The sequence below is a fragment of the Streptomyces sp. ME19-01-6 genome, from assembly GCF_033793745.1.
Classification (GTDB): Bacteria; Actinomycetota; Actinomycetes; order Streptomycetales; family Streptomycetaceae; genus Streptomyces.
Window position 1 is genome coordinate 299736 of record NZ_JARAXF010000002.1, and the last position, 22649, is coordinate 322384.

Genomic DNA, 22649 nt, shown 5'->3' on the forward strand with positions numbered 1-22649 from the left:
GGTCCTCACGGTTTCGTTGTCGTCGGACGGATCACTGCCATACGGGTGACGGTGAGCTCTTCGATGGCGAACCTCGGTCCCTCCCGCCCGGCCCCGGAGTCCTTCACACCGCCGTACGGCATGACGTCGGAACGGAAGCCGGGCACCTCGTTGACGACCACTCCGCCCACCTCCAGGCGGTCGAGAGCGGTGAACGCCGTGTCGAGGGCGCTGGTGTAGACGGCCGCGTGCAGTCCGTAGCGCGAGTCGTTGACCAGGGCGAAGGCCGTCTCCAGATCGGGGACGGACCGTACCGCGACCACAGGGCCGAAGACTTCCTCATTCCAGACGGCGAGGGCGCGGTCCGCGTCGAGCAGTACGGTGGGCTCGATCACCCCGTCGGTGACCTTGCCTCCGGCCGCCAGCGACGCCCCCGCCTCCACCGCCTCTTCCAGCCACGCGCAGACCCGCTCGGTCGACCGCTTGTCGATGAGTGCCGAGACCCTCGTCGCCGGATCGCGGGGATCGCCCACGACCACCTGGGCCACTCGCTCCGTCAAGCGCGCCACGAACTCCTTCCGTACGGCGTCCACCACGATGACCCGCTGCACGCTGATGCACGCCTGGCCCGACGCGTAGTACCCGCCGCGTACCACCGCGTCGGCGGCGGCGTCGAGGTCGGCGTCGGCGGCGACCACCAAGGCGGCGTTGGAGCCGAGTTCGAGCAGCACTTTGGTGGGTGCCGCGTCCCGGGCGATCTGGTGGCCCACGGCGGCGGAACCGGTGAAGGACACCGCCCCGATCCGTCGGTCGCGGGTCAGCGCGACGCCCACCTCGGGGCCCCCGGTCACCAGCTGCACCGCGGCCTGCGGCGCGCCGACGGCGCGAAGGGCCTCGCGGAGGAGGTGCACCAGCCACAGGGTGGCCAGCGGCGTCTGCGGGGCGGGCTTGGCGATGACCGGGCAGCCGGCGGCCAGCGAGGGCGCGATCTTGTGCGCGGCGAGCAGCAGCGGGTAGTTGAAGCCCGCGATGCCCACCACCACGCCGATCGGCTTGCGGGTCCAGAAGCCGAGCAGCCCCTCCCCCGACGGCAGCAGGTCCAGCGGCACCGTCTCCCCGTGCAGCCGGGCCACTTCCTCGGCCGCGGTCAGCAGGGTCAGCAGGGTGCGATCCACCTCGACACGGCAGTCGACCAGCGGCTTGCCGGTCTCCAGGACCAGGAGCCGCTCGAAGTCCGCGCGCCGGGACGCGACCGCCTCGTGCGTCGCGAGCAGCGCCGCCCTGCGTGTGTGCGAGGGGAGTCGGCCGACCCGCTCGCGGACGGCGAGGGCCGCGTCCACCGCGCGGCGTGCGAGGCCGGTGTCCCCGACCGGGGCGCGCGCGACGAGCGTCCCGTCGTAGGGAAAGCGGACCTCCTCGGCGGCGGGTGCCTCCACCCAGCTGTCGCCGATGGGTAGCCCCGTCGGGAACCGGTGAAACTCCTTCATCAGGGGGCTTTCGTCGTCGGCGGGGTCGACGTGGGTAGTCACGGTCGGTACTCCCGGTTGAGGTCGGCCGCCGACACTCCGGACAGTGCCTTGCTCAGAGTCGGCACGGCGGCGATCAGCCTGCGTGTGTAGGAATGTCGCGGTTCCTCGTACACCTGCTCCGTGGACCCGGTCTCCACGATCTGTCCGTCGTGCATGACCGCGACCCGGTCGCACACATGACGGACCACGGACAGGTCGTGGGAGACGAAGACCAGCGTGAGGGACAGCTCCTCGACGAGGTCGGCGATGAGGTTGAGCACTTGGGCCCGTACGGACACGTCCAGGGCGCTCACCGGCTCGTCGGCCACGATGACCTTCGGACGGGGGGCGAGAGCGCGCGCGATCGAGATGCGCTGCCGCTGGCCGCCGGAGAACTGGTGCGGATACCGGTCCGCCGCGTCGGCTCGCAGGCCGACGGCCTCGAGCAACTCGGCCACCCGCTCCCGGCGGTTCCGGTGCCCCTGGGCGACGAGCGGCTCGGCCACGATGTCACCGACGCGCATGCGCGGGTCCAGCGAACTCATCGGGTCCTGGAACACGAGTTGGAGCCGCTCACGGACGAACCGCAGCTGTCTCTCCCGGAGCCCGGTGATGTCCCGGCCGTCGATCGCGACGCTGCCCCTGGTAGGACGGTCGAGCCCGGCCAGAATCCGCAGCAGGGTCGACTTGCCGCATCCCGACTCGCCCACGATGCCGAACCGTTGCCCCTGGGGGACGTCGACGCTGACACCGCGCAGGGCGTGCACCGGCGGGCTGGGGCGGCGCAGCGACGTACGAGGCCGTTGGTAGACGCGCGTGACGTCGCGGACGCTGATGGCGGCGGCGGCTGCGGCTGCGCCAACGGGATCACCGGTCTGCGACCCGGATGCGAGGGGGGCGCTGGTCGGCTGCTCAGCCACGGCCGGCCTCCTGGTTCGTGGGGGTGCCGGTCCCGGGTGCGCCGCTCTCGGATACCGGGTGGAAGCAGGCGTAGCCGGAGTCCGGCCCGGTCGGGACCCATTCCGGCCTGGTGGCGCACACCTCGGTCGCAGATGCGCACCTGTTTCTGAAGACGCATCCGGCGGGGAACCGGCCCGCCGGCGGTACCGATCCGGGGATCGTGGCCAGCCGACCGCGGTCGTCGACCACGGTCAGGTCCGACGCGCCGATCAGGCCCTGGGTGTAGCGGTGCCGGGGGCGCGTGAACACCTCCCGGACCGGGCCGGATTCGACCAGCCGCCCGCCGTACATGACCATGACCCGCTCGCAGGCGGTGGCCACCACGGCCAGGTCATGGGTGATGAAGAGCATGGCCGACCTGCGGTCCCGGACACCTCGCACGATCAGGTCGAGCACCCGCGCCTGCACCGTGACATCCAGCGCGGTGGTGGGTTCGTCGCAGACCAGGAGCGCGGGGTCGTTCGCGAGGGCGATGGCCAGTACCACCCGCTGCCGCTGGCCTCCGGAGAACTGGTGCGGGTAGGCCTGCGCGGCGGCCGCGGGGTCGGGAAGCCCCACCTGGGCGAGCAGTTCCACGGCGGCGGCTCGAGCGGACGCGCGGTCGGGCCTGGTCCGGTGGACCAGCAGCACCTCGGCGATCTGCCGCCCGACCCTCATCGTGGGGTTCAGAGCGGTCATGGGCTCCTGGAAGACCATGGCGATCTCCTTGCCCCGTACCCGGGACATCCGCGCCTCGTCGGCACCCACCAGGTCGTGGTCGACTCCGGCGAGCCGCACCGAACCCGTGGCCCGGAGCTCCTCGGGGAGCAGGCCCATGACGCTCAGCGCGGTCAGTGACTTGCCCGACCCCGACTCACCGATCAGGCCGACCCGCTCGCCGGCCCGGATGGTGAAGTCGACATCTTCGATGAGCTTGCGGCCGCCCACCGCCACATTGAGTTTCCGCACGGCCAATACGTCATCGGGGCCGGGGTCGCGGGAGCCCGGCCCGAAAGCCGATGCCGTGTCAGGTTCCGCGGTCATCGGTGGTCCTCCAGCTTGGGGTCGAAACGGTCACGCAGGCCGTCACCGAGCAGGTTGAACCCGAGCACCGCCACCGCGATCGCGATGCCCGGGAACACGGCGAGCCGGGGGGCCAACGACAGCAGCTCCTGGCTCTCCTGCAGCATCCGGCCCCAGGACGGTGTGGGGGGCGGGGTGCCGAAGCCCAGGAAGGAGAGCGCGGCTTCGGCGAGTACGGCGATGGCGAAGCCGACCGACGCCTGCACGATGACGAGACTGCTGACGTTGGGCAGGACATGCCGCAGGGCGATCGCGAACGGCCTGCGGCCGGCCGCGCGCGCGGCGATGACGTATTCGGTCTTCATGACCTGCAGCGTGCCGCCGCGGATCAGCCGGGCGAAATTGGGGATGGACGCGATGCCGATGGCGACCATCGCGACCAGCGTGCCGGCGCCGTACACGGCGGCGAACATGATGGCCAGCAGGAGCGCCGGGAACGCGAGAAGCAGGTCGTTGCCGCGCATCAGCAGCTCACCGAACCAGCGGGGCGCCATTCCGGCGACGATGCCGAGGGGCACTCCGACCAGGGCGGCGACCCCCACCGCCACGAAGCCGACGAACAGCGTGGTGCGCGAGCCGATCAGGATCTGGCTGAACACGTCACGGCCGAATTTGTCCGTGCCGAACCAGTACTCGAGCGACGGCTCCTCCAGCCGCGCCGCGGGGTTCACCAGCGTCGGATCGTGTGGGGTCCACACGAAGGACAGCAGCGCCATGCCGATCACGACCAAGACGATGAGACCGCCCACCAGGAGGCTGCCCGTCACCGGGCGCCGCCGCCGACGGCCGTCGGACACCGCGGACTCCACGGTGGCTTCCGTGTCCGGAGCACTCATGCCACACCTCCCCTGAGCCGCGGGTCGATCAGCAGATAGACCATGTCCACCAGGAAGTTCACGAGCAGCACCGCCACTGCGATGATCATGACCACGTCCTGCACCACGATGAGGTCCCGGTTGGAGACGCTGTCCAGCAGCAGGCTCCCGAGCCCGGGGATGACGAAGACCCGTTCGATGACGACGGAGCCCACCAGCAGTGTGGCGAGCTGCAACGCCAGGACGGTGACCACGGGCACCGCCGCGTTCCGCAGGCCGTGCCGCAGCAGCGCCTGCGTCGGGCGAAGTCCTTTGGCGCGAGCGGTACGCAGATAGTCCTCCCGGAGGACGTCGAGCACGGCGCTGCGGACATAGCGGGTGAGCACGGCCGCCTGCACGAGTCCGAGGGACAGCGCGGGCAGCACCAGCTGTTTGAGGAACAGGACCGGATCCTGCACCGGAGGTGTCCAGCCGTTCGCCGGCACCCACCCGAGTCCCACCGCGAACACGGTGATCAGGAGGATGCCCGCGAGGAAGGCCGGGATGGCCACGCCGACCTGGGACAGGGCCGAGAGAATGAGCCCGGACGGCTTGCGGTGCCGCACAGCCATGAGCGTGCCCATGGGGACCGCCAGGATGCAGGCGAGCGCCATCCCGGTGCCGACGAGCCACAGGGTGACCTGGAGGCGGTCGGCGAGCTGCGGGCCGATCGGCGTGTGGGAGATGTAGGAGTTCCCCGGGTCGAAGGTCACCAGGCCGTGCACCCAGCTGAGGTACTGGGCCACGAGCGGCCGGTCGAGCCCGAACTCCTCGCGCAGTTGCGCCACCGCCGTGTCCGACGCGCTGGTGCCGAGGGCGACACGGGCCGGATCCCCTGGCAGCACCGCCATGAACGCGAACACCAATACGGAGCTCACGGCAAGGCTGGCCAGGAGGATCGCGATCCGCTGGATGAGACGGACGATCATCGGTTGAGGCCGCCTTTCATGACCGGCCCAAGCCGGTGAGATCCAGTGACTCGGAGACGTAGTTCACGGGCAGGCCCGTGATGTCCTCGTCCGCCACCATCAGGTTCGGCAGCAGGAACAGCCAGTCGGCCGCGGCGTCCTTGGACAGCAGCCGGGCGGCGGCCCGCATGGAGGTGATCTGCTCCTTCTGGGTGCCCTGGTCCGCCTTCTTCAGCAGTGCGCGGAATTCAGGGTTGTCATAGCGGGTGTAGGAGGTCTTGTTCCCGAACACCGTCTGCATGTCGCGGGGCTCCACATGGCCGATGATGGACATGTCGTAGTCGGCGTTCTTGAACACGGTGGTCAGCCAGGCGGCGGGGAACTCCAGTTGATCGAGCTTGACCTTGAACCCGGCCTGTTCCAGCTGGCTCTTGACCACGGTGCCGCACGCGGTGGCATAAGGCAGCGTCGGAATGCGCAGCCGCAGCGTATGGCCGGCCTGCCCGGACTCCTCGAGAAGCTTCTTGGCCTTGTCGCGGTCGTACGGATACTGGTTCGTGAGGTCCTGGTACCACGGGTCGGTCGGAGGGACCATGCTGCCGATGAGTGTGCCGCGGCCTCCCCAGCAGGTGTCCATCAGGGCTCTGTGGTCGATGGCGTAGCGGACTGCCTGGCGTGCCTTCGGATTCCGCAGCGGGCCCGAGCCGTTGTTGAGGGAGAGGACCACCTCGCCGTTGGTCGAGCCCTCGATGACCTTGTACTTCGGGTTGTTCTCGAACCGGAACAGAGAATCCGGGGACTGCATCGTGCCGATCACGTTGATGGTGCCGGTGAGCAGCGCGTTGTTCATGGCCGTCGGGTCCTTGAAGTACTTGAGGGTGACCGACGCGAAGTGCGGTTTGCGCCCCCAGTAGCCGGTACGACGGGCCAGTGTGATCGAGTCGCCGCGGTTCCACTTCTTCACCACATACGGGCCGGTGCCCACCGGCTCGGTGGCCAGCCTGCTCACGCCGGTCCGGCTGAACATCGCGCCGAGGCGGGTGGTCATCCGGTACAGCCAGTCGTTGCTCGGCCTTCTCAGGGTGACCTTGAGTTCGGTGGGCGACACCGCCCGCGCCGTGTCGACGACGTCCATCTGGGCCTTCTGCGCCACCGCCCAGTCGGACGTGACGCGTTCGATGGAGAACTTGGCGTCCTCGGCCGTGAACCGTGCGCCGTTGCTGAACCTGGCGTCCTTCACCAGCTGGAACGTGTATGTCTTGCGGTCCTTGGACAGGCTCCACGACGTGGCCAGACCGGGCCGTATCTTCCCCAACTGGTCCAGCTTCACCAGGTTCTCGTAGACGTTGTAGAGCAGCGCCTGCGGAATGGCGGCACCTTCGGTCTTGGTGAAGTCGAAGTTGGCCGGCTCGGCGGTGAGGCCGATCGCCAGGGTGTTCTTTCCGGGGCTGCCGGCTGCCGTGGACCCGGCCGAACAGGCTGACAGCAGCAGGCATACGAGCGTGGCCGCGACCGTCCCGGGGTGCCGCGTCAGCTGTTTATATCTCATATGTCCCATTCCTGGCTTTCCATGGCGTGCAGGACGGCGGATGACACGTCCGCTGTGGTGGCGTTGCCGCCGAGGTCGGCCGTGTGGTGCCTGGCATCTCGCAAGGTGGCCGCCACCGCGTCGCGGATGTGGCGAGCCGCGCCGGTGTGTCCGAGGTCGTCGAGCAGCAGCGCACCGGAGAGCATGCATGCCACCGGATTCGCTACGCCCTTCCCGGCGATGTCGGGTGAAGCCATGGACCGGCTCGTAGATACCCGGCACATCGGCGCCCGGAAGGATGTTGGCGCTGGGGGCCATGCCCATACCGCCGGCGAGCACCGCGGCGAGGTCGGACAGGATGTCGCCGAACAGGTTGCCGGCGAGCAGAACGTCAAGGGATCGCGGAGCCTGGATCATGCGGGCGGCCATGGCATCGACCAGCACGGTTTCCAGCCGGACCTCCGGGTAGTGCTCGCCGACCTCGCGCACCACCCGGTCCCACAGCGGATAGCCGTACCGCATCGCGTTGGACTTGGTCACCAGGCACAGGTGCCCCGACCGCCGACCGGCCAGGGCGAAGGCATGGTGCGCCGCCCGCTCGATGACGCGACGGGAGTGCACCGCGACCTCAATGCCGAGATCGTGTCCGCTGCCCGCGTGCGCCACCCCGCCGGCGCCGACGTACTCGCCCTCGGTGTTCTCGCGGACGATGACCAGGTCCACGCCATCGGTGTCGCGCACCTTGGTGGGAACGCCGGGGAACGCGCGCACCGGGCGGAGGTTCAACAACACGGCGTCCGTCTTCTTGACGAGGTCGGCCGCATCGGCCGGCATCGCCGCGCCCTGCCGGAGGAACCGCTCGCCTCCCCAGTCGAACGAGGTCACGTCAAGCCGGTGGCCATCGGCCTCCAGCGCGGTCCGGAGGACGGGCACGGTCGCCGCGACGACCTCGGGGCCGATTCCGTCACCCGGTATGACGGCGAGCCGCACGACCTTGGTGTCCCCCGCCATGAACGCCACCTTTCGCTCTGACTGGCCTGACCAGTAAGCTCACTTGCCAGGTACCGTGACGACTGAGGCTGTACTTGTCAAGGGTTCGAATGCCCCGGGTATCGCGAGGAAGCACCGCCCAGCGGCAACTGGGGGAGAAGGAGAGTGCGAGTGCTCACGGAACAGGGCCTGGCCGCCATGCCGGCCGTCGAGATGGTGGCCGGATTCGCTGACCGCACGTTGTCGCCGGTCCAGGTCCACGACGCCGTCCAGTCGGTGATCGAGGCGCGCGAGAGTGTGCTCAACGCGTTCTGGGTGCGGGATCCGGACGAGTCCCGTAAGGCAGCCCTGGCCAGCGAGGCCCGATGGGCGGCGGGGGAACCGCTCGGGCCCATCGACGGCGTACCCGTGACGCTGAAGGAGAACGTCGCCCGCAGGGGCGTCCCCATGCCCTCGGGCAACGCGGGGGCCGAGCCGGTCGTCCCCGAGACGGACGCGCCCATCACCGCGCGGGTCGTCGAATCCGGCGGGGTGATACTCGGATCGACCGTGATGCCGGACTGGGGCATGCTCTCCTCAGGAGTCTCCAGCCGGCACGGCATCTCGCGCAGCCCCTGGAACGCCGCCTGGACCACGGGCGGCTCCAGCTCCGGGGCGGGGGCCGCGGCCGCCGGGGGTTACGGTCCGCTCCACGTCGGCACCGACATCGGAGGATCGATCCGGCTGCCGGGCACCTGGCTGGGCCTCGCCACGCTCAAGCCCAGCCACGGGAGGATCCCGCTGGACACCCCGTACCTGGGGCGCGCCGCCGGCCCCATGACGCGCACCGTGGCGGACGCCGCCCTGTTCATGCGTGTCCTGAGCCGACCGGATCCCCGGGACTGGTCAAGTCTGCCGCCGCAGGACATCGACTGGTCGGCGCTGGACGGCGAGGTACGCGGACTGCGGGTGGGGGTGCATCTGGACGCCGGCTGCGGGGAGCCGTGCGACGCCGAGATCCTCGCCGCGGTGAACCGTGCCGCCGCGGTCTTCGAGGCCGCGGGAGCCGTCGTGGAGCCGGTCGAGCCGTATCTGAGCCAAGATCTCCTGGACGACCTGGACCTGTTCTGGCGGGTACGGTCCTGGAACGACTTCCGCGAACTGGCGCCCGAGGCCGGGCTGCGCGTCCACCCCCACATCATCCGATGGTGTCAGGGAGGCGCGGACGTGCCGGGCACACGGGTACTCCAGTGCTACCAGCAGATCATGCGCATGCAGGCGCAGACCGTGGCGGCGACGGTCCCGTACGATCTGGTGCTCTCGCCGGTGGCTCCGGTGGCGGCGTTCCCCGCTGAGCAGCCGATGCCGTTCACGGAGGACGCCAAGACCATGTCCCACATCGGCTTCACCGCGCCGTACAACATGTCGGGCCAGCCCGCGGCCACCGTCAACTGCGGCTTTACGGCGGACCGCCGGCCCATCGGGGTGCAGATCGCGGGCCGCCGTTTCGACGACCTCGGTGTCTTGCGGGCGGCGGCGTGGTACGAACGGAACCGGCCTGCCGAGGCGGTTCCGCGCTGGCCGGACAGCGCCCCCGGGACCCCCGCCGGGGAGAAGACGGCATGGACCACACTCGAAGGGAAGAAGTCGTGAGTGACGGGGCACAGTTCCGGCAGGTCTCACCGGTACGGCTCTACCAGCGCATCGTCGAGCAGATCGAGGAAGCGATCACGCGAGGTGACCTGAAGCCGGGTCAACGTCTTCCGAGCGAGCGAGAGCTGGTGACGCAATTCGGGGCGAGCCGGCCCACGGTGCGGGAGGCCTTGCGCGTACTGGAGAGCAACGGCCTCATCCGCTCGCGCCCGGGTGACCCGAACGGCCCGGAGATCCTGCCGTTCTCGTCGGCCGGCCTGACCAAGGAGATGACCCGGCTCGTCCAGTTCGACAACGTGTCGATGGCCGAGTTGATCTCGTTCCGCATGATCCTCGACGGGTCGGCGAGCTTGTTGGCAGCCCGGCTGCGGTCCGAGGAGGAGCTGTCCGCCATGGAACGGACGCTTGCCGTGATGTCGGACGCGATCGAGGCCGGGTACGAGGAGTTCGGCAAGGCAGACGTCGCATTCCATGAGGCGGTGGCCGTGGCCAGCCGCAACTCCCTCATCGAGGTCTGCAACCAGGTGGTCCGGGGCGCTGTCCTCTCGCTGATCTCGGACAAGGTCGCCCATGCGCGCAACAGCACGGCGCTCATGCGGGAGTCGCTCCAGCACCACCAGCAAGTGCTCGAGGCGATCCGGGCACGGGACGGCCTGGCGGCAGCGCGCATCTCGCGGCGCAAACTCTACGACTACTACGCCGGCTGTGTCCCCGAGGACGAGCAGGGGCCGCTGCTCGCGCTCGTGGACGACGAAGAGGCCTGAAGGCTGCCGCCGCAGGGCCGGTCAGACGTTGCGGCGGTATTGGCCGCCGACCTCGAAGAAGGCGTCGGTGATCTGCTGGAGCGAGCAGACACGGGCGGCGTCCATGAGGACGGCGAAGACGTTGTCGCCGCTCACCGCCGCGTGTTTGAGGGCGGCCAGGGCGGCGTTGGCCGGCTCCTGGCGGCGGGTCTGGAAGTCTCGCACGCGCTCCAGCTGCGACTTCTTCTCCTCCTCGGTGGCGCGGGCCAGCTCGATGGCGGCGGGTTCGGCGGTGTCCGCGTGCGGGTTGCGGAAGGTGTTGACGCCGATGATGGGCAGGGTGCCGTCGTGTTTGCGCTGCTCGTAGAGCATCGACTCGTCCTGGATACGCCCGCGCTGGTAGCCGGTCTCCATCGCGCCGAGCACACCGCCGCGCTCGCTGATCCGCTCGAACTCCTGGAGGACGGCCTCCTCGACCAGGTCGGTGAGTTCATCGATGATGAACGAGCCCTGCAGCGGGTTCTCGTTCATCGCCAGGCCCCATTCCCGGTTGATGATCAACTGGATGGCCAGGGCCCTGCGGACCGAGTCCTCGGTGGGGGTGGTCACCGCTTCGTCGTAGGCGTTGGTGTGCAGGCTGTTGCAGTTGTCATAGATCGCAATGAGCGCCTGCAGGGTGGTGCGGATGTCATTGAAGTCCATTTCCTGGGCATGCAGGGAGCGGCCGGAGGTCTGGACGTGGTACTTCAGCTTCTGGCTGCGCTCGTTCGCCCCGTACTTCTCCTTCATCGCGACCGCCCAGATGCGGCGGGCGACCCGGCCCAGGACCGAGTACTCGGGGTCCATGCCGTTGGAGAAGAAGAACGACAGGTTCGGGGCGAAGTCGTTGATGTGCATGCCCCGGGCGAGGTAGGCCTCGACGTAGGTGAACCCGTTGGCCAGGGTGAAGGCCAGCTGGCTGACGGGGTTCGCCCCGGCTTCGGCGATGTGGTAGCCGGAGATGGACACCGAGTAGAAGTTGCGGACCTGGTGCGCGATGAACCACTCCTGGATGTCGGCCATCATCCGCAGGCTGAACTCGGTGGAGAACAGGCAGGTGTTCTGGCCCTGGTCCTCCTTGAGGATGTCGGCCTGCACCGTCCCGCGCACACTTCTCAACGCGTATGCCCGCAGGTCGGCCGCCTCCTCAGGTGACGGGTCGCGGCCCTCGGCGGTACGGAACCTTTCGATCTGCTGGTCGATGGCGGTGTTGAGGAAGAACGCCAGGAGGGTGGGTGCGGGTCCGTTGATCGTCATGGAGACCGAGGTCGTCGGCGCGACCAGGTCGAAGCCGTCGTAGAGGGCCTTCATGTCCTCCAGCGTGGCCACCGACACTCCCGAGGTCCCGACCTTCCCGTAGATGTCGGGGCGCTCGTCCGGGTCACGGCCGTAGAGGGTGACCGAGTCGAAGGCGGTGGACAGCCGCGTGGCCGGCTGGCCCTCGGAGAGCAGCTTGAAGCGCCGATTGGTGCGGAACGGGTCGCCCTCGCCGGCGAACATCCGCGCCGGGTCCTCCCCGTCACGTTTGAACGGGAACACCCCGGCCGTGAAGGGGAAGTATCCGGGCAGGTTCTCCCGGCGCCAGAACCGCACCAGTTCCCCGTGGTCGGTGAACTTGGGCAGAGCGACACGGGGAACCTTGCTGCCTGACAGGGACTCGCGGGTCAGCTTCGTGCGGATCTCCCTGTCACGGACCTTCACCACCTGCTCGTCACCGGAATACGAGGCCACGACCGCCGGCCAGTTCTCGATCTGTCCCGTGATGTCGTCCGGGAGTTGCTTGCGGGCGTTCTCGAGCAGCGACTGGACGTTCCCGGCGTCGGAGCCGGCCTCGACCAGCTCGGCCTCGACCGCGTCCAGGTGCTGCACCCTGCGGGCCGCTTCGGCCAGTTGGTCGGTCTCGGCGTGGTAGGCGCGGACGGTGTCGGTGATCTCGGCGAGGTAGCGCACCCGGTCCGCCGGCACCACCTGCCGGATGCCCGAGGAGTGGCGCACGTCGACCGGCGCCAGCGTGCCCTCGGACAGCGGCAGGCCCTGCCCGGCCAGGACGGCCTTCAGGTGCTGGTAGAGCGCGGTGACACCGTCGTCATTGAACGTGGCCGCCGAGGTGCCGAACACCGGCATGTCCTCGGGCCGCTGGCCGAACGCCTCGCGGTTGCGGACCAGCTGGCGGCCCACATCACGCAGCGCGTCCTTGGCGCCACGCCGCTCGAACTTGTTGATCGCCACCACGTCGGCGAAGTCGAGCATGTCGATCTTCTCCAGCTGTGAGGCGGCGCCGAACTCCGGCGTCATCACATACAGCGAGGTGTCGACAAACGGCACGATCGCCGCGTCCCCCTGGCCGATGCCCGGCGTCTCCACGACCACCAGATCGAACCCGGCGGCCTTGACCACGTCGATCACATCGGGCAGGTGCTCGGGCAGCTCACGGCTGCCCCGCGTGGCCAGGCTCCGGAAGAACACCCGGCGCCCGTCCAGGGAGTTCATCCGGATCCGGTCACCGAGCAGCGCACCACCGCCACGGCGACGGGTCGGGTCGACCGCGACCACCGCGATCCGCAGGGGGCGCCCCGCAGCGGCAGCTGGGAGATTGTCCCGCTGGTCGACGCAGAACCGGCGCACCAGTTCATCGGTGAGCGACGACTTTCCCGAACCGCCGGTGCCGGTGATGCCCAGCACCGGAACGACCCGCGCCGCGGCCTCAGCACGCAACTGTGTCAGGAAGTCCAGGGGGAGCTTGCCGAGCTCCGCGCCGGTGATGGCGCGGGCGATCGCGAACCGGTCACCCGCGAGGACGGCGGCGGCGTCGGCCGGTTTGCCGTCCCACAGGTCGAAGTCACAGTCGCGGATCACCGAGTTGACCATCCCGGCCAGGCCCATCCGCTGCCCGTCCTCGGGAGAGAAGATGGTCACCCCGCTCTCGCGCAACCGGGCGATCTCCCCCGGCACGATCACGCCACCGCCGCCACCCACCACCCGGACGTGCTCCGCGCCCTCCGCGCGCAGCGACTGGACCAGATACTCGAAGTACTCGACATGTCCGCCCTGGTAGGACGAGACCGCCACGCCGTGTGCGTCCTCCTCCAGTGCCGCGTCCACGACCTCACGCACCGAACGGTTGTGTCCGAGGTGGATCACCTCGGCGCCCTGGGACTGGAAGATCCGCCGCATGATGTTGATCGACGCGTCATGCCCATCGAACAGCGCCGAAGCCGTAACCAGGCGGACGGGGTGCACGGGACGGTGCAGATCGCTCATGAGGGCCTTTCCGGATAAATCAGGGGGCGCCGACCTCATAGATAGTAGGACGTCCTAGTAAATTACTGAAGGTGAGGACGGTGTGAAGAGAAGCACAGAGAGTGCGCGAGTGATCCCACTCCTCCAGGGAATCTCCCGCTTGATCTGGAACGAGACCCACGCCACACACCGCCTGGGCAGTGCCGAACACACTGCCCCGCCCGCGCCCGAACACGCCGCCGGACTACCGACCGACGAGGCGTACATGGCGAGCGTCAACGGCCTGGCCCGCCGGGAGGAAGCCGTCAACTCCCTCCGTTCGCAGTACCAACAGGCGGCCCGCGCACCGGTCCCGGTCTTTTGCGCTGATCTTCCTGGCGCTCGCCGTCAGCGTTTGACGCGGCCACGGATGGCCAGGACTCCGAGAGGACGGCGACGTCAAGGCCGAGATCACCGGTCCCGGAACAGCCTAGCCGAGGCGTACGGGAAGTTCGCCGAGGAGCCGACGAGGCCCGAGCTGGAGCGGTTCTTCTACCTCGACGACGTCGACCGTGCGCTGATCGGCAAGCGGCGTGGGGATCAGAACCGGCTCGGGTTCGCGCTCCAGATGTGCACGGTGCGCTACGTCGGGCTGTTCCTGGAGGACCCGCTCGCGGTGCCGTGGTCGGTCATCGAGCACCTCGGCCAGGAGCTGGGCATCGAGGGCGTCTTGTGCATCAAGCAGTACACCGAGCGGTTGAAGACGGCGTACGAGCACGCGTGGGAGATCCGGGACGCGTACGGCTACCACCAGCACGAAGACCCGGAGTGGGGGCGGTTGTTCCGTACGTTCCTGCACGGCCGGGCGTGGACGAACGCCGAGGGGCCGGTGGCGCTGTTCAACCAGTCCGTGCACTGGCTGCGGCGGAACCGGGTGCTGCTGCCCGGGGTGAGCGTGCCGGCCCGGCAGGTCGCGGAGGTGCGCGGGATCGCCGAGCAGCGGCTGTACGCGACGGTGGCGAACGCGGCCCGACGGGCGGATGCTTCGCTGCCCGGGGACCTGGTCGCGCTCCTGGACGTGCCGGAAGGAAAACGGCTTTCGGAGCTGGAACGGATGCGCCGGCCGCCGACCCGGACCACCGGCAACGCGATGAAGGGCGCCCTGGAGAGGGTCGACGAGATCGCGGCCTTCCGCCTGGGGAAGGTGAACCGCGGTGGTCCGGTCGCTGGAGGCTGCGGCGATCGATGACGCCTTGGACCTGTTCGTGCTCCTGATGCAGGTCAAGCTGATCAGCTCGGCGAAGCGGGCCACGAACAGCGACCGGCTGTCGACACTGCTGCCCCGGCTGGAGAAGGCGTCGCGGCTGGTGACGGCGGTCTGGCGGGTGCTCGGCAAGGAGATGGAGCTGGTCGAGGAGCACGGCACCGGTCTGGATGTGGCCGCGCTGTGGCGGCCACCCGGTACAACACGGTCCGCCCGTTCCTGACGCTGCTCGGGGAGTCGAGGGCGCTGGGCGCCGCATCGGGCGGGCGCAAGGTGCTGGCAAGGCAGCTTCCGGGGCGGATGCCGGTCTGGGGTACGGGGCCCGGAAGCTGCGGCTGCACCGTATGGGCTCGTGCCCGCCGGCATCGTGCTGCCCGGCGACGAGTCTCCTTTCCCTTGGAAGGCACCCGCCGTGACCGAGGTCGCGGTGGTTAGTGCCCTCCACGCGTTGTTCAGGGCGTGGGCGCGGTGAGGTACCGCTGGATCGTGGGTCCGAGCCAGTCCACGATCTCCTCGCGTCCGAGCGCCACGCTCGCCGGGAACCGCAGCACGTAGCGCGTCAGCGCGAGCCCCAGCACGGTCGACGCGCACAGCGCCGCCCGCGCCGGCGCCTGCTCCGGATCAGGGCCTAGCTGGCGTGCCAGCGGGATCAACTGCTCGCGCAGCACGCTCTGCATACGATCGGCGGCGGCCGCGTCGGTGGCGCCGACCCGCATCAGCGCGGTGAGCTCACCGTTCTCCTCCCACAGGGTGAGGAAGCGGCGCACCAGCGTACGGCCGATCTCCTCGCGCGGTTCGACGGGCAGGCCGGGCAGCCCGGGGTCGATCGCGACGGCCGCCGCGAACAGGCCCGCCTTGTTGCCGTAGTAGCGCATCACCATCGACGGGTCGATCCTGGCGTCGCGCGCGATGGCCCGGATGGTCGCCTTCTCGTAGCCGTCCGCCGCGAACCGCTCGCGGGCCGCGGCGAGGATCGTGGCGCGGGTGGCGTCGGAACGCCGTGCGGCCTGCTCGTTCTCCGTGGTGCCGGTCATGCCAACAAACATAGGCCAACGCGCGTTGACGAGTCCAGAGTCACGGCCTGAAGCTCGCCAACACAAGTTGGCCAACAAGCGTTGACAGTTCGAAGACGCGGCCCTAAGTTCGCCAACACGAGTTGACCAACAAGCGTTGGCAAGGTCGCAGTCGTTGGAGGCCGGCACCAGCGATGGCCCTTGAGTACCCGTCAGACCCCCTCGTGCCACAGGTAGCAACCGTTAATGAGAGGACGTACCGAAAATGGCCAGGCTGCAGAGTCTCGACCCGAATACCCCGATGTTCGCGCAGTTCAAGGAGAAGACCGGGCCCATCGTCCTGGCCAACACCTTCTTCGTCCCGAAGGAGAGGACTGAAGCGTTCCTGGCCCTCTTTCGCCGGCAGGCCGAGTTCATGAAGGCTCAGCCGGGATTCGTCTCCCTGCAGATGCACAAGGGAACGGCGGACAGTCAGCTTCTGATGAACGTCGCGGTCTGGGAGTCGACCGAGGCGCTCGCCACGGCGTTCGGCAGCCCGGAGTTCCAGCGCATGGTGGCCGAGTCCCCCGACGACATCGTGTCGCACCCGCACATCTTTGAGCAGATCGACGTGTGACACGGCAGCCGTAGCCGGGGAGGACAGGGCGGCCGGAGACACGCCCTGCCCTCCCCCGGGCAGGCGGACCCCACCTCGCGCAGCCCGTCCCTGAACAGGAGTCACTATGACCGTGGAGCTGAACCACACCATCGTCCCCGCCCGTGACCCGCAAGCCTCGGCGCAGTTCCTGGCCGACATCCTCGGCCTGAGTGTCGATCCGCCGCTGGCACACTTCACTCCGGTCACGCTGGCCAACCAGGTCAGCCTGGACTGCGACCAGCTGGACGACTTCGAGCCGCACCACTACGCGTTCCTGGTCGGCGAGCAGGAGTTCGACGCCGCCCTCGCCCGCATCCAGCGCGGTGGCATCACCCACTACGCCGATCCCGCATGCCGGGAGGCCGGGCAGATCTATCGCAGCGAGCGCACCAAAGGCCGCAGGGGTACCTACTTCCGCGACCCCGACGGACATCTCATGGAAATCCTCACCCCGGGCGGTGCCGGATCGTGAGACCGGCGGCCCAGCGGATCACGCCCTCGCTGGCGACAGCGGTATCGCGTTCGTAGCCCAGGCGATGCCGGTCAGCCGTGTCAGTGTCCGTTCCCCCCATCTGCAGGGCAGCACTGCGAAGCACTTCTGGTCCGCGGGTCCGCGGATGCCCCCGAGTAAGGCGGTCTTGTCCGCCCCGGCCACGCCCGCCGCCGAACCCTGCCCCACTCCAACCTGAACGTCAAAGGAGAAGCGTCATGTCGCTGAAGAACGTCAACACCGTCCTGGCCGCCGTCTGCGCCCTGTTCGTCCTCTACCTCGGGCTGTCCTTCATCCTGGCCCCTGCGGCGTCCACTCAGGGCGTTGGCCTGCCGAACTGGCCCGCCGGCAACGGCGACGGCTTCCTCATCATGAAGGGTACCCGCGAATTCTCGATGGGCCTGGTCATCGCCATCCTGCTCGTGACAGGCCACCGTCGTGCCCTGGGCTGGGTCCTGCTGATGGAGGCCGTCGCCCCATTCGGCGACATGATCAACGTTTTGGCCCACCACGGCTCCATCGCCGCCGCGTTCGGCATACACGGACTGACCTCGGCGCTGATCGCGATCACCGGCCTGTTGACCCTCCGCGAGACCAGCAAGGCCCACAAGGCCCCCGCCCCAGCGCCCGCCGCGCAGCCCGCCTGACAGTTGCGTGCCTGAAGGGGGTGGCCCGGTCCCGTGGCCGGACCGCCCCTTATCTGTCAAGCGACGGCCCGACGGCTGAGGGGGACTGGTCGAGCCGAACCAGCCCCCTGCCCCGATTCTCATAAACGGTCCTTTGCCCGTGGAGTGTGCTGCTGCCGCAGGGGCCCTATGACCCCGGCGCCGCATCAAGCGGGCTGTCCTGCTGTCCGATCCGGCGGATCGCCTCCAGCGGGTAGGGGGTCTCCCGGCTCTCCTCCTGGAGCTTGCGGAAGAAGTCCCACATCACCGCGGCGAGCGACGCATGGCGGGCGATGATCGCCGCGGCCGCCTCCGGGATTCCCGTGGGGCGTTCGCCCTCGGCGCACGCGCGCACCAGCGCGTAGCGCTCGTCCCACCCGTACCCGTACAGGGCGGTGACCAGCCAGTACACCAGATACGAGGCCGTGTAGCAGCGGTCGTGGCTCCGGTGCCGGTCATGGAAACCAGCCTCGTCCCGGGACAGGTCGAAGCGGGAAGAGAGCGCGAGGCCGTAGTCCGCGAAGTACAGGCGGCGGCCGTCGGTCAGGATGTTCTTGAAGTGAGCGTCGAAGTGCAGCAGCCCGCGGGCGTTCATGAACGAGGTGCCGGCTTTCAGCTCGTTGTCCACCATGGCGCAGGCCCGCTCGGCCACCTCGTCACCGGCTCCGATCTGGACACCCAACCAGTCGTGCAGGTTCTGCGGAATGTACTCCAGGAACAGCATGAGGCTCGCCGTGGACTGCTGGAGGGCCTCGATCCGGCCGCGTACCCCCGACCCGCCTCCCCAGTAGGCGACGGCTCGTTCCACGTCGGCCAGCTCCTCGGGAAGTGGCTGGCCAGGGCCTGGTATCACCCGCCAGTGGTACATCAGGGGGAAACCCTCGTAGTCTCCCGCGATCACCCAGTTCGTTGTCATGGCGTGCACGGCCAGCTCTCGCCAGGCGCCGAAGCCCGGGCTGCCGATACTGTACTGGCAGAAGGAGGGCACTCCGAACAAATTCGCCGTGGAGTGAACGTTCTCCGGCCGTCGCTCCAGGTCGGTCAGGGGTACCTGCTTGACGAAGACCGGGATTCCGTCGACCTCCAGCAGTACGGTCTTCCCGCCGATGCCGGAACCGATCGGTGTGGCGGCGTCCACGAGCTCGTGCAGTCTGCGATCACTGCATAGCGCCAGCGATGTGGAAACGGCACCGTGGGCGGCCAGGCGAGCACCGCGGGACATGTCTGGGCTCTTCACTCATGCCTCCAGCCGGCCACCCGCCTCTCATGCAGCCACTTCAACGAACACCGGGCAGGAGCTGTTCGCCACCCTCTCACGTCGAGGGCGATGATCCGCTCGCGGAAGAGCCCCGCGAGTGACTCCGAAACCCGGACGCCGTCGAAGACGACGAAGGCTGACGGCCGGCACACCACCCCTTCCGGGCACGAGCTCAAGCGGGCGGCGTGACCGGGGACCGTGTGACCGCCGATGGCTTCTTCCTCAGGGCTCCGGGGAGGGTTGGGGTAGCGTGCGTCAACATGCCGTTTCCCGATGAGCGTCGTCAGGTTGCAGTGGTCGATCACCGGCCGGAGTGGTCGAAGGAGTTTGAGCGGTTGGCCGAGCAGTTGAGCGACGCGCTGGGTGACCTGCCGGTGGCCATCGACCACGTGGGGTCGACCTCGGTCCCGGGTCTGCCGGCCAACCGGCCACGGTGGAACGGCATGGGCGGGCTCCGGGTCTGCTCGAACACGTCGTAGGCCGACACCAGCGGCAGGGCGGCGTTCCCGGCCCGGACCCGGAAGATGACGCCGTCAGCACCTCCGCCGGCTCCGGGGAGACCAGCAGCAGACGCTCCGCGTCGGTCTTGGACGAGGCGACCGGCGTCATCGGTACCACCTCGCCGGTGGTGGGCAGGGTGGAGGCGATGAAGCTGTGGTGGGTGAGCTCCAGCTCCTCGATCCGGATGCCGGTGTGCCGCAGCACCTTCACCGTCGCCCAGGACCAGAAGGCCGCTTCCTCCTCGTGGGTCAGGTTCCACCGTTTGCCGGTGACCACCTCGGTGGCGTAGATGCGGCCGGCCTGCCCGGATCCGCAGCGGTCGAACTCCTCCCCCGGAAACGACGAACCGGCCACCGGCCCCTGTCGTGCGAGCCGCGGTGATGCGGTTCTCGGCGTCCTTGCGATGCCGATCGACCGCGCGAAGCAGGGCAGGCAGCAGCGGCAACTGGGTCCTGGTCCGCTGGTCCATCCGGGACTCACCCCGGACCTGGACTTCTTCGTCGCGCACTCGCTCGCCTTGATCGGACACGCCGTCACCCAGGGCTTCCACCGCGCCGGATCGTCGGCGGCCCAGCGGGCGATGTCCTAATAAAACGCCCGGACGAACACCAGCTCGCTGCGGAAGTTCACCCGCGGCCGCACCGGGTGGCCCTCGGCGTTACGCATGTGAGCCAGATGTTCTTTCCACGCCTGCGCGACCTCCCGCGGCAGTCGCAGCGAGTCGATGCCCGGATGATGGATCTCCAGGTCGCGCCAGAACAACCGGCACACGTTGCGGGCGATGGAACGCAGCGAGACGTGGTCGAGCTCGGGAGCCCGCTCGGTGAAGTACTCGACCAGCAGATCACGGACGGCCCGGCACTCGATGCCGTACCCGTCGACGATCTGCTCGATGCTGCGCGGCCCTCGATGCGAAGCACCCGCAGCCGCAGTGGTGCGCTGGCCGGGAGCACGCCGGTCTCCTTGAGTAGGGCGTACAACAGCGGCCGGCCCGCGCTGCCGCGGAAGTGGTGTTCCTTTCAGCGCGGCTGTCAGCTCGATGCAGTCGCCAACGGTGATGTTGCTGACCAGGCCGCCCTTGTGGATCACGATGGTCGAGCCGCTGGAAGGCGTCGGGGTCGCTGGCGGCCCGGGCTTCGGTGAGCATCACCGTCAGAGCCTGTCGGGTGGCCGGTTGATTAGTCGTTCGCTTCCCCGCATCGAATCCACGCGCCTCGCCGCCCTCGCTGGTCTTGATCGACTGGGCGTCGATCACGGCGGCCGACGGCTCAGGGTCGCGTCCGGCCCCGATCCGGAGCCGGCGGCGTAGCTCATCGTGGATACGGTCCCAGCTGCGGTCCCGGCGCCACTTGGTGAACCAGCGGTGCGCCGCGTCCCAAGGCATCAGGTCGCGCGGGAGCATCCGCCACTGGCAGCCCGAGCGCAGTACATAGAAGATCGAGTCGAGCACCAATCGGTCTCCGTACTTACGCATCCCGCCGCCTTTCCGCGGGTTAGGCACGGGAAGGAGCGGCCGGATGACCTCCCATATCTCATCGGTCAGGCTGGACGGATAGCATGGGCCGCTGCCGGCCTCGGAGTTGTCACACTGGCACACACCACATGATCATTACGGGGCCGTCGCCGTGCCTGGAAGGCAGATCGCAACCGTCACGCGTCTCGCATGACCAGCCTGCCCGACACGCTCTGCGCCGCCGTCGAGGAAGCACGGTGGTCCCGTGGTGCCTCGGGCCCCACCACCGAGTGGGCAGACTCCGGCGACATCGGAGTCCGCCCGCACACTTCGTCTCCGCCGTTGGTCAGGAAGGAGTGGCACCATGGCGCACATGTTGAACTACAACCTCGCTGTCCCCGATGCAGATGACGCCGGTGTCCTGTCCGCGCTGGTGGCTGAGGGCGACGAGCTCGACGTCCTGGTCAGGGCAGTGGACGACTGGTCCATACCGACACCGGCACCGGGCTGGACGGTCGCCCACCAGATAGCCCACCTCGCGTGGGCGGACGCGAACGCACTCAGCGCCTTACGCACTCCGGACGCGTTCGGCGCCGAGCTCAGGCGGGCGGAAGCCGAAGGCAGCGGGTACGCAGACGAGGCCGCCGCCGCGGGAGCGGCCAAACCGCGGTCGGTACTCCTGGACGAGTGGCGGGCCGGTCGAGCGGAACTGGCGGCGGCACTGCGCGACACGCCATGGGACCACGCATTCCCCTGGTACATGTCGAAGGTGACCCCGGCCCTGATGACGCCCCTTCGTCTGATGGAAACCTGGGCACACGGGCAGGACGTCTTCGATGCTGTGGGCGTGGCGCGCCGCCCGACGGATCGACTGCAGCACGTGGCGTCGCTGGGGGTGTTGGGACGGGCGCTGTCCTTCGCCGCCGTCGGGCTGCCTGAGCCGGGGGGCCCCTTCCGCGTCGAGCTGACAGCACCTGACGGACGGACCTGGGTGTGGGGCCCCGAGGCTGCCGCGCAACGGGTACAGGGCGGCGCTATCGACTTCTGCCTGTGTGTCACCCGGCGTCGCCCCTGGTCCGAGACCAACATGACGGCGACCGGCGAGGACGCTCAGAAGTGGCTGGAGGTGGCGCGCGTCTTCCTCTGAAAGCGTGTCGGGGTGCCTGGTCATGCGAGACGCGTGACGGTTGCGATCTGTCCTCCAGGCACGGCGACGGCCCCGGAATGATCATGCGGTGTGTGCCAGTGTGACAACTCCGAGGCCGTCAACGGCCCATGTTCGGCGTACGCAACTCGCCACCCGACAGGCTCTCAGGCGTTGCCGTAGCAGCCACTGGTAGCTGGGCCGGATCGCCTGCCCGGCGACCAGGAGCACCAGGCCCGTGGCCGGCTCATCGCGCTGGTGGCGGTTGATTACGCCGCGTCCCTTCAGGGGCAAATCGCTCCACTCGAAGCCGGCGGCGTCCGCTCCGCTGGCCATCCAGCGATCCTGCCAGGTCTCTCCCGGCTGACCTTCGAGCCAGTCCAACAGCTTGCTCAGGCCCCGCCGCCGCGCCTTGTCGCGAGTGAGGCCCGCAGCAGGGTCGGTGAACAATCCCAGCAGCCGTTCGACCAGGCTCTCCCGGCTCTGACCGGTCTGCCACCAGCTCACTTCACAGACTCGCGGTTCCCACTCCAGAGGCTTGTCCTCCTCCGGCGACTCGACGGGCGTGGGGGCAGCGGCCTGCGCGATCGGGTTCACCGGCGATCCTCGTTGGCGGTCGATGTGCCGAACAATGCTGCCAGCACTTCAGGGCGGTAGCCGGGCGCCGGCGGGGCCGGCGGCTTGGCCAGCTCGGTGCGCTGCCGTTCATGGTGGGCCAGGACGTGGGCAACGACCTCGTCGGGAGTGGGAGCGATATAGATCTCCGCCGGCGAAGCGTCCACCACAACGGCTCCGAGGTGCC

Annotated in this window: 23 protein-coding genes and 3 pseudogenes; 10 read left to right on the top strand and 16 right to left on the bottom strand. The window is 68.9% G+C overall.

Annotation, left to right across the window (positions count from 1 at the left end; genetic code table 11):
• Positions 1 to 5: 5 nt before the first annotated feature.
• The 8 genes and pseudogenes from PV419_RS04985 to PV419_RS05020 all read right to left on the bottom strand — a co-directional run.
• Positions 6 to 1508, bottom strand: coding sequence for an aldehyde dehydrogenase family protein (locus PV419_RS04985; protein ID WP_319686428.1), 1503 nt, complete (start codon positions 1506 to 1508; stop codon positions 6 to 8).
• Positions 1505 to 2407 (bottom strand): ATP-binding cassette domain-containing protein, encoded by a 903-nt coding sequence (locus PV419_RS04990; RefSeq protein ID WP_319686429.1) that lies wholly within the window; start codon positions 2405 to 2407, stop codon positions 1505 to 1507. Before PV419_RS04990 ends, PV419_RS04985 begins: the two co-directional genes overlap by 4 nt.
• Positions 2400 to 3470, bottom strand: a complete 1071-nt coding sequence (locus tag PV419_RS04995; RefSeq protein WP_319686430.1) for an ABC transporter ATP-binding protein — start codon at positions 3468 to 3470, stop codon at positions 2400 to 2402. Before PV419_RS04995 ends, PV419_RS04990 begins: the two co-directional genes overlap by 8 nt.
• On the bottom strand, positions 3467 to 4345 hold the full coding sequence (locus tag PV419_RS05000) for an ABC transporter permease (RefSeq protein ID WP_319686431.1): 879 nt from the start codon (positions 4343 to 4345) through the stop codon (positions 3467 to 3469). Before PV419_RS05000 ends, PV419_RS04995 begins: the two co-directional genes overlap by 4 nt.
• Positions 4342 to 5292: an ABC transporter permease gene (locus tag PV419_RS05005; RefSeq protein ID WP_319686432.1), complete on the bottom strand. Its 951-nt coding sequence runs from the start codon at positions 5290 to 5292 to the stop codon at positions 4342 to 4344. Before PV419_RS05005 ends, PV419_RS05000 begins: the two co-directional genes overlap by 4 nt.
• Positions 5293 to 5308: 16 nt before the next feature.
• Positions 5309 to 6829, bottom strand: a complete 1521-nt coding sequence (locus PV419_RS05010) for an ABC transporter substrate-binding protein (protein ID WP_319686729.1) — start codon at positions 6827 to 6829, stop codon at positions 5309 to 5311.
• The gene (locus PV419_RS05015; protein ID WP_319686730.1) at positions 6817 to 7083 is read right to left on the bottom strand and encodes an isocitrate/isopropylmalate family dehydrogenase; all 267 of its coding nucleotides are present in this window, start codon (positions 7081 to 7083) and stop codon (positions 6817 to 6819) included. The genes PV419_RS05010 and PV419_RS05015 overlap by 13 nt, the downstream gene beginning before the upstream one ends.
• A 28-nt stretch (positions 7084 to 7111) precedes the next feature.
• Positions 7112 to 7810, bottom strand: a pseudogene (locus PV419_RS05020) (isocitrate/isopropylmalate family dehydrogenase); the annotation flags it as partial.
• A 150-nt stretch (positions 7811 to 7960) separates the two neighbouring features.
• On the opposite strand from PV419_RS05020, the gene PV419_RS05025 reads away from it, so the two are divergent.
• Both PV419_RS05025 and PV419_RS05030 read left to right on the top strand, forming a co-directional pair.
• Entirely contained in the window at positions 7961 to 9421 is a 1461-nt protein-coding gene (locus PV419_RS05025; protein WP_319686433.1) for an amidase, read from the top strand.
• Positions 9418 to 10185: a FadR/GntR family transcriptional regulator gene (locus tag PV419_RS05030; protein WP_319686434.1), complete on the top strand. Its 768-nt coding sequence runs from the start codon at positions 9418 to 9420 to the stop codon at positions 10183 to 10185. The genes PV419_RS05025 and PV419_RS05030 overlap by 4 nt, the downstream gene beginning before the upstream one ends.
• A 21-nt stretch (positions 10186 to 10206) precedes the next feature.
• On the opposite strand, the gene icmF is transcribed toward PV419_RS05030, so the two are convergent.
• Positions 10207 to 13464: a fused isobutyryl-CoA mutase/GTPase IcmF gene (gene icmF / locus PV419_RS05035; protein WP_319686435.1), complete on the bottom strand. Its 3258-nt coding sequence runs from the start codon at positions 13462 to 13464 to the stop codon at positions 10207 to 10209.
• A 451-nt stretch (positions 13465 to 13915) separates the two neighbouring features.
• Here icmF and PV419_RS05040 point away from each other — a divergent pair.
• Positions 13916 to 14980 (top strand): annotated as a pseudogene (locus PV419_RS05040) (DUF4158 domain-containing protein); the annotation flags it as partial.
• A gap of 158 nt (positions 14981 to 15138) precedes the next feature.
• Here the strand turns inward: PV419_RS05040 and PV419_RS05050 are convergent.
• The gene (locus tag PV419_RS05050; protein WP_319686438.1) at positions 15139 to 15720 is read right to left on the bottom strand and encodes a TetR family transcriptional regulator; all 582 of its coding nucleotides are present in this window, start codon (positions 15718 to 15720) and stop codon (positions 15139 to 15141) included.
• Between the two features lie 244 nt (positions 15721 to 15964).
• On the opposite strand from PV419_RS05050, the gene PV419_RS05055 reads away from it, so the two are divergent.
• From PV419_RS05055 to PV419_RS05065, 3 genes are all read left to right on the top strand, one after another.
• A complete protein-coding gene (locus tag PV419_RS05055; protein ID WP_319686439.1) occupies positions 15965 to 16315 on the top strand; it encodes an antibiotic biosynthesis monooxygenase family protein in 351 nt (116 codons plus the stop codon).
• 106 nt (positions 16316 to 16421) lie between these two features.
• Positions 16422 to 16808 carry a VOC family protein gene (locus PV419_RS05060; protein WP_319686440.1) on the top strand — a complete coding sequence of 129 codons (387 nt, stop codon included), beginning with the start codon at positions 16422 to 16424 and terminating at the stop codon, positions 16806 to 16808.
• Between the two features lie 236 nt (positions 16809 to 17044).
• Positions 17045 to 17473: a DUF4267 domain-containing protein gene (locus PV419_RS05065; protein WP_319686441.1), complete on the top strand. Its 429-nt coding sequence runs from the start codon at positions 17045 to 17047 to the stop codon at positions 17471 to 17473.
• A gap of 166 nt (positions 17474 to 17639) precedes the next feature.
• On the opposite strand, the gene PV419_RS05070 is transcribed toward PV419_RS05065, so the two are convergent.
• Together PV419_RS05070 and PV419_RS05075 are read right to left on the bottom strand one after the other, a co-directional pair.
• The gene (locus PV419_RS05070) at positions 17640 to 18713 is read right to left on the bottom strand and encodes a protein kinase family protein (RefSeq protein WP_319686442.1); all 1074 of its coding nucleotides are present in this window, start codon (positions 18711 to 18713) and stop codon (positions 17640 to 17642) included.
• 11 nt (positions 18714 to 18724) lie between these two features.
• A complete protein-coding gene (locus PV419_RS05075) occupies positions 18725 to 19138 on the bottom strand; it encodes a hypothetical protein (protein WP_319686758.1) in 414 nt (137 codons plus the stop codon).
• Between PV419_RS05075 and PV419_RS05080 the strand changes: the two genes are divergently transcribed.
• The 3 genes from PV419_RS05080 to PV419_RS05090 all read left to right on the top strand — a co-directional run bounded on the left by PV419_RS05080 (position 19085) and on the right by PV419_RS05090 (position 19839).
• On the top strand, positions 19085 to 19228 hold the full coding sequence (locus PV419_RS05080) for a GrpB family protein (protein WP_415925238.1): 144 nt from the start codon (positions 19085 to 19087) through the stop codon (positions 19226 to 19228). The two genes, PV419_RS05075 and PV419_RS05080, sit on opposite strands and share 54 nt — an antisense overlap.
• Positions 19183 to 19539, top strand: a complete 357-nt coding sequence (locus PV419_RS05085) for a hypothetical protein (protein ID WP_319686760.1) — start codon at positions 19183 to 19185, stop codon at positions 19537 to 19539. Before PV419_RS05080 ends, PV419_RS05085 begins: the two co-directional genes overlap by 46 nt.
• Positions 19540 to 19653: 114 nt before the next feature.
• Positions 19654 to 19839: a hypothetical protein gene (locus PV419_RS05090; RefSeq protein ID WP_319686443.1), complete on the top strand. Its 186-nt coding sequence runs from the start codon at positions 19654 to 19656 to the stop codon at positions 19837 to 19839.
• Here PV419_RS05090 and PV419_RS05095 read toward each other — a convergent pair.
• Positions 19836 to 20339 (bottom strand): hypothetical protein, encoded by a 504-nt coding sequence (locus PV419_RS05095; RefSeq protein WP_319686762.1) that lies wholly within the window; start codon positions 20337 to 20339, stop codon positions 19836 to 19838. The genes PV419_RS05090 and PV419_RS05095 overlap by 4 nt on opposite strands.
• Positions 20340 to 20433: 94 nt before the next feature.
• Positions 20434 to 20847: pseudogene (locus PV419_RS05100) on the bottom strand (transposase); the annotation flags it as partial.
• 220 nt (positions 20848 to 21067) lie between these two features.
• Here PV419_RS05100 and PV419_RS05105 point away from each other — a divergent pair.
• Entirely contained in the window at positions 21068 to 21850 is a 783-nt protein-coding gene (locus tag PV419_RS05105) for a TIGR03084 family metal-binding protein (protein WP_319686444.1), read from the top strand.
• Between the two features lie 81 nt (positions 21851 to 21931).
• Here the strand turns inward: PV419_RS05105 and PV419_RS05110 are convergent, their stop codons facing one another.
• Positions 21932 to 22444, bottom strand: a complete 513-nt coding sequence (locus tag PV419_RS05110) for a hypothetical protein (RefSeq protein ID WP_319686445.1) — start codon at positions 22442 to 22444, stop codon at positions 21932 to 21934.
• On the bottom strand, positions 22441 to 22629 hold the full coding sequence (locus PV419_RS05115) for a hypothetical protein (RefSeq protein WP_319686446.1): 189 nt from the start codon (positions 22627 to 22629) through the stop codon (positions 22441 to 22443). Before PV419_RS05115 ends, PV419_RS05110 begins: the two co-directional genes overlap by 4 nt.
• Positions 22630 to 22649: the final 20 nt, after the last annotated feature.

Bases quoted from the DNA above. Each gene is read 5' to 3' on its own strand.
- PV419_RS05105 (WP_319686444.1), top strand. From the start codon at position 21,068: ATGGCGCACATGTTGAACTACAACCTCGCTGTCCCCGATGCAGATGAC.
- PV419_RS05050 (WP_319686438.1), bottom strand. From the start codon at position 15,720: ATGACCGGCACCACGGAGAACGAGCAGGCCGCACGGCGTTCCGACGCC.
- PV419_RS04995 (WP_319686430.1), bottom strand. From the start codon at position 3,470: ATGACCGCGGAACCTGACACGGCATCGGCTTTCGGGCCGGGCTCCCGC.
- PV419_RS05055 (WP_319686439.1), top strand. From the start codon at position 15,965: ATGGCCAGGCTGCAGAGTCTCGACCCGAATACCCCGATGTTCGCGCAG.
- PV419_RS05090 (WP_319686443.1), top strand. From the start codon at position 19,654: ATGCCGATCGACCGCGCGAAGCAGGGCAGGCAGCAGCGGCAACTGGGT.
- PV419_RS05070 (WP_319686442.1), bottom strand. From the start codon at position 18,713: ATGTCCCGCGGTGCTCGCCTGGCCGCCCACGGTGCCGTTTCCACATCG.
- PV419_RS05065 (WP_319686441.1), top strand. From the start codon at position 17,045: ATGTCGCTGAAGAACGTCAACACCGTCCTGGCCGCCGTCTGCGCCCTG.
- PV419_RS05005 (WP_319686432.1), bottom strand. From the start codon at position 5,292: ATGATCGTCCGTCTCATCCAGCGGATCGCGATCCTCCTGGCCAGCCTT.
- PV419_RS05000 (WP_319686431.1), bottom strand. From the start codon at position 4,345: ATGAGTGCTCCGGACACGGAAGCCACCGTGGAGTCCGCGGTGTCCGAC.
- icmF (WP_319686435.1), bottom strand. From the start codon at position 13,464: ATGAGCGATCTGCACCGTCCCGTGCACCCCGTCCGCCTGGTTACGGCT.
- PV419_RS05060 (WP_319686440.1), top strand. From the start codon at position 16,422: ATGACCGTGGAGCTGAACCACACCATCGTCCCCGCCCGTGACCCGCAA.
- PV419_RS05010 (WP_319686729.1), bottom strand. From the start codon at position 6,829: ATGGGACATATGAGATATAAACAGCTGACGCGGCACCCCGGGACGGTC.
- PV419_RS05015 (WP_319686730.1), bottom strand. From the start codon at position 7,083: ATGTGCCGGGTATCTACGAGCCGGTCCATGGCTTCACCCGACATCGCC.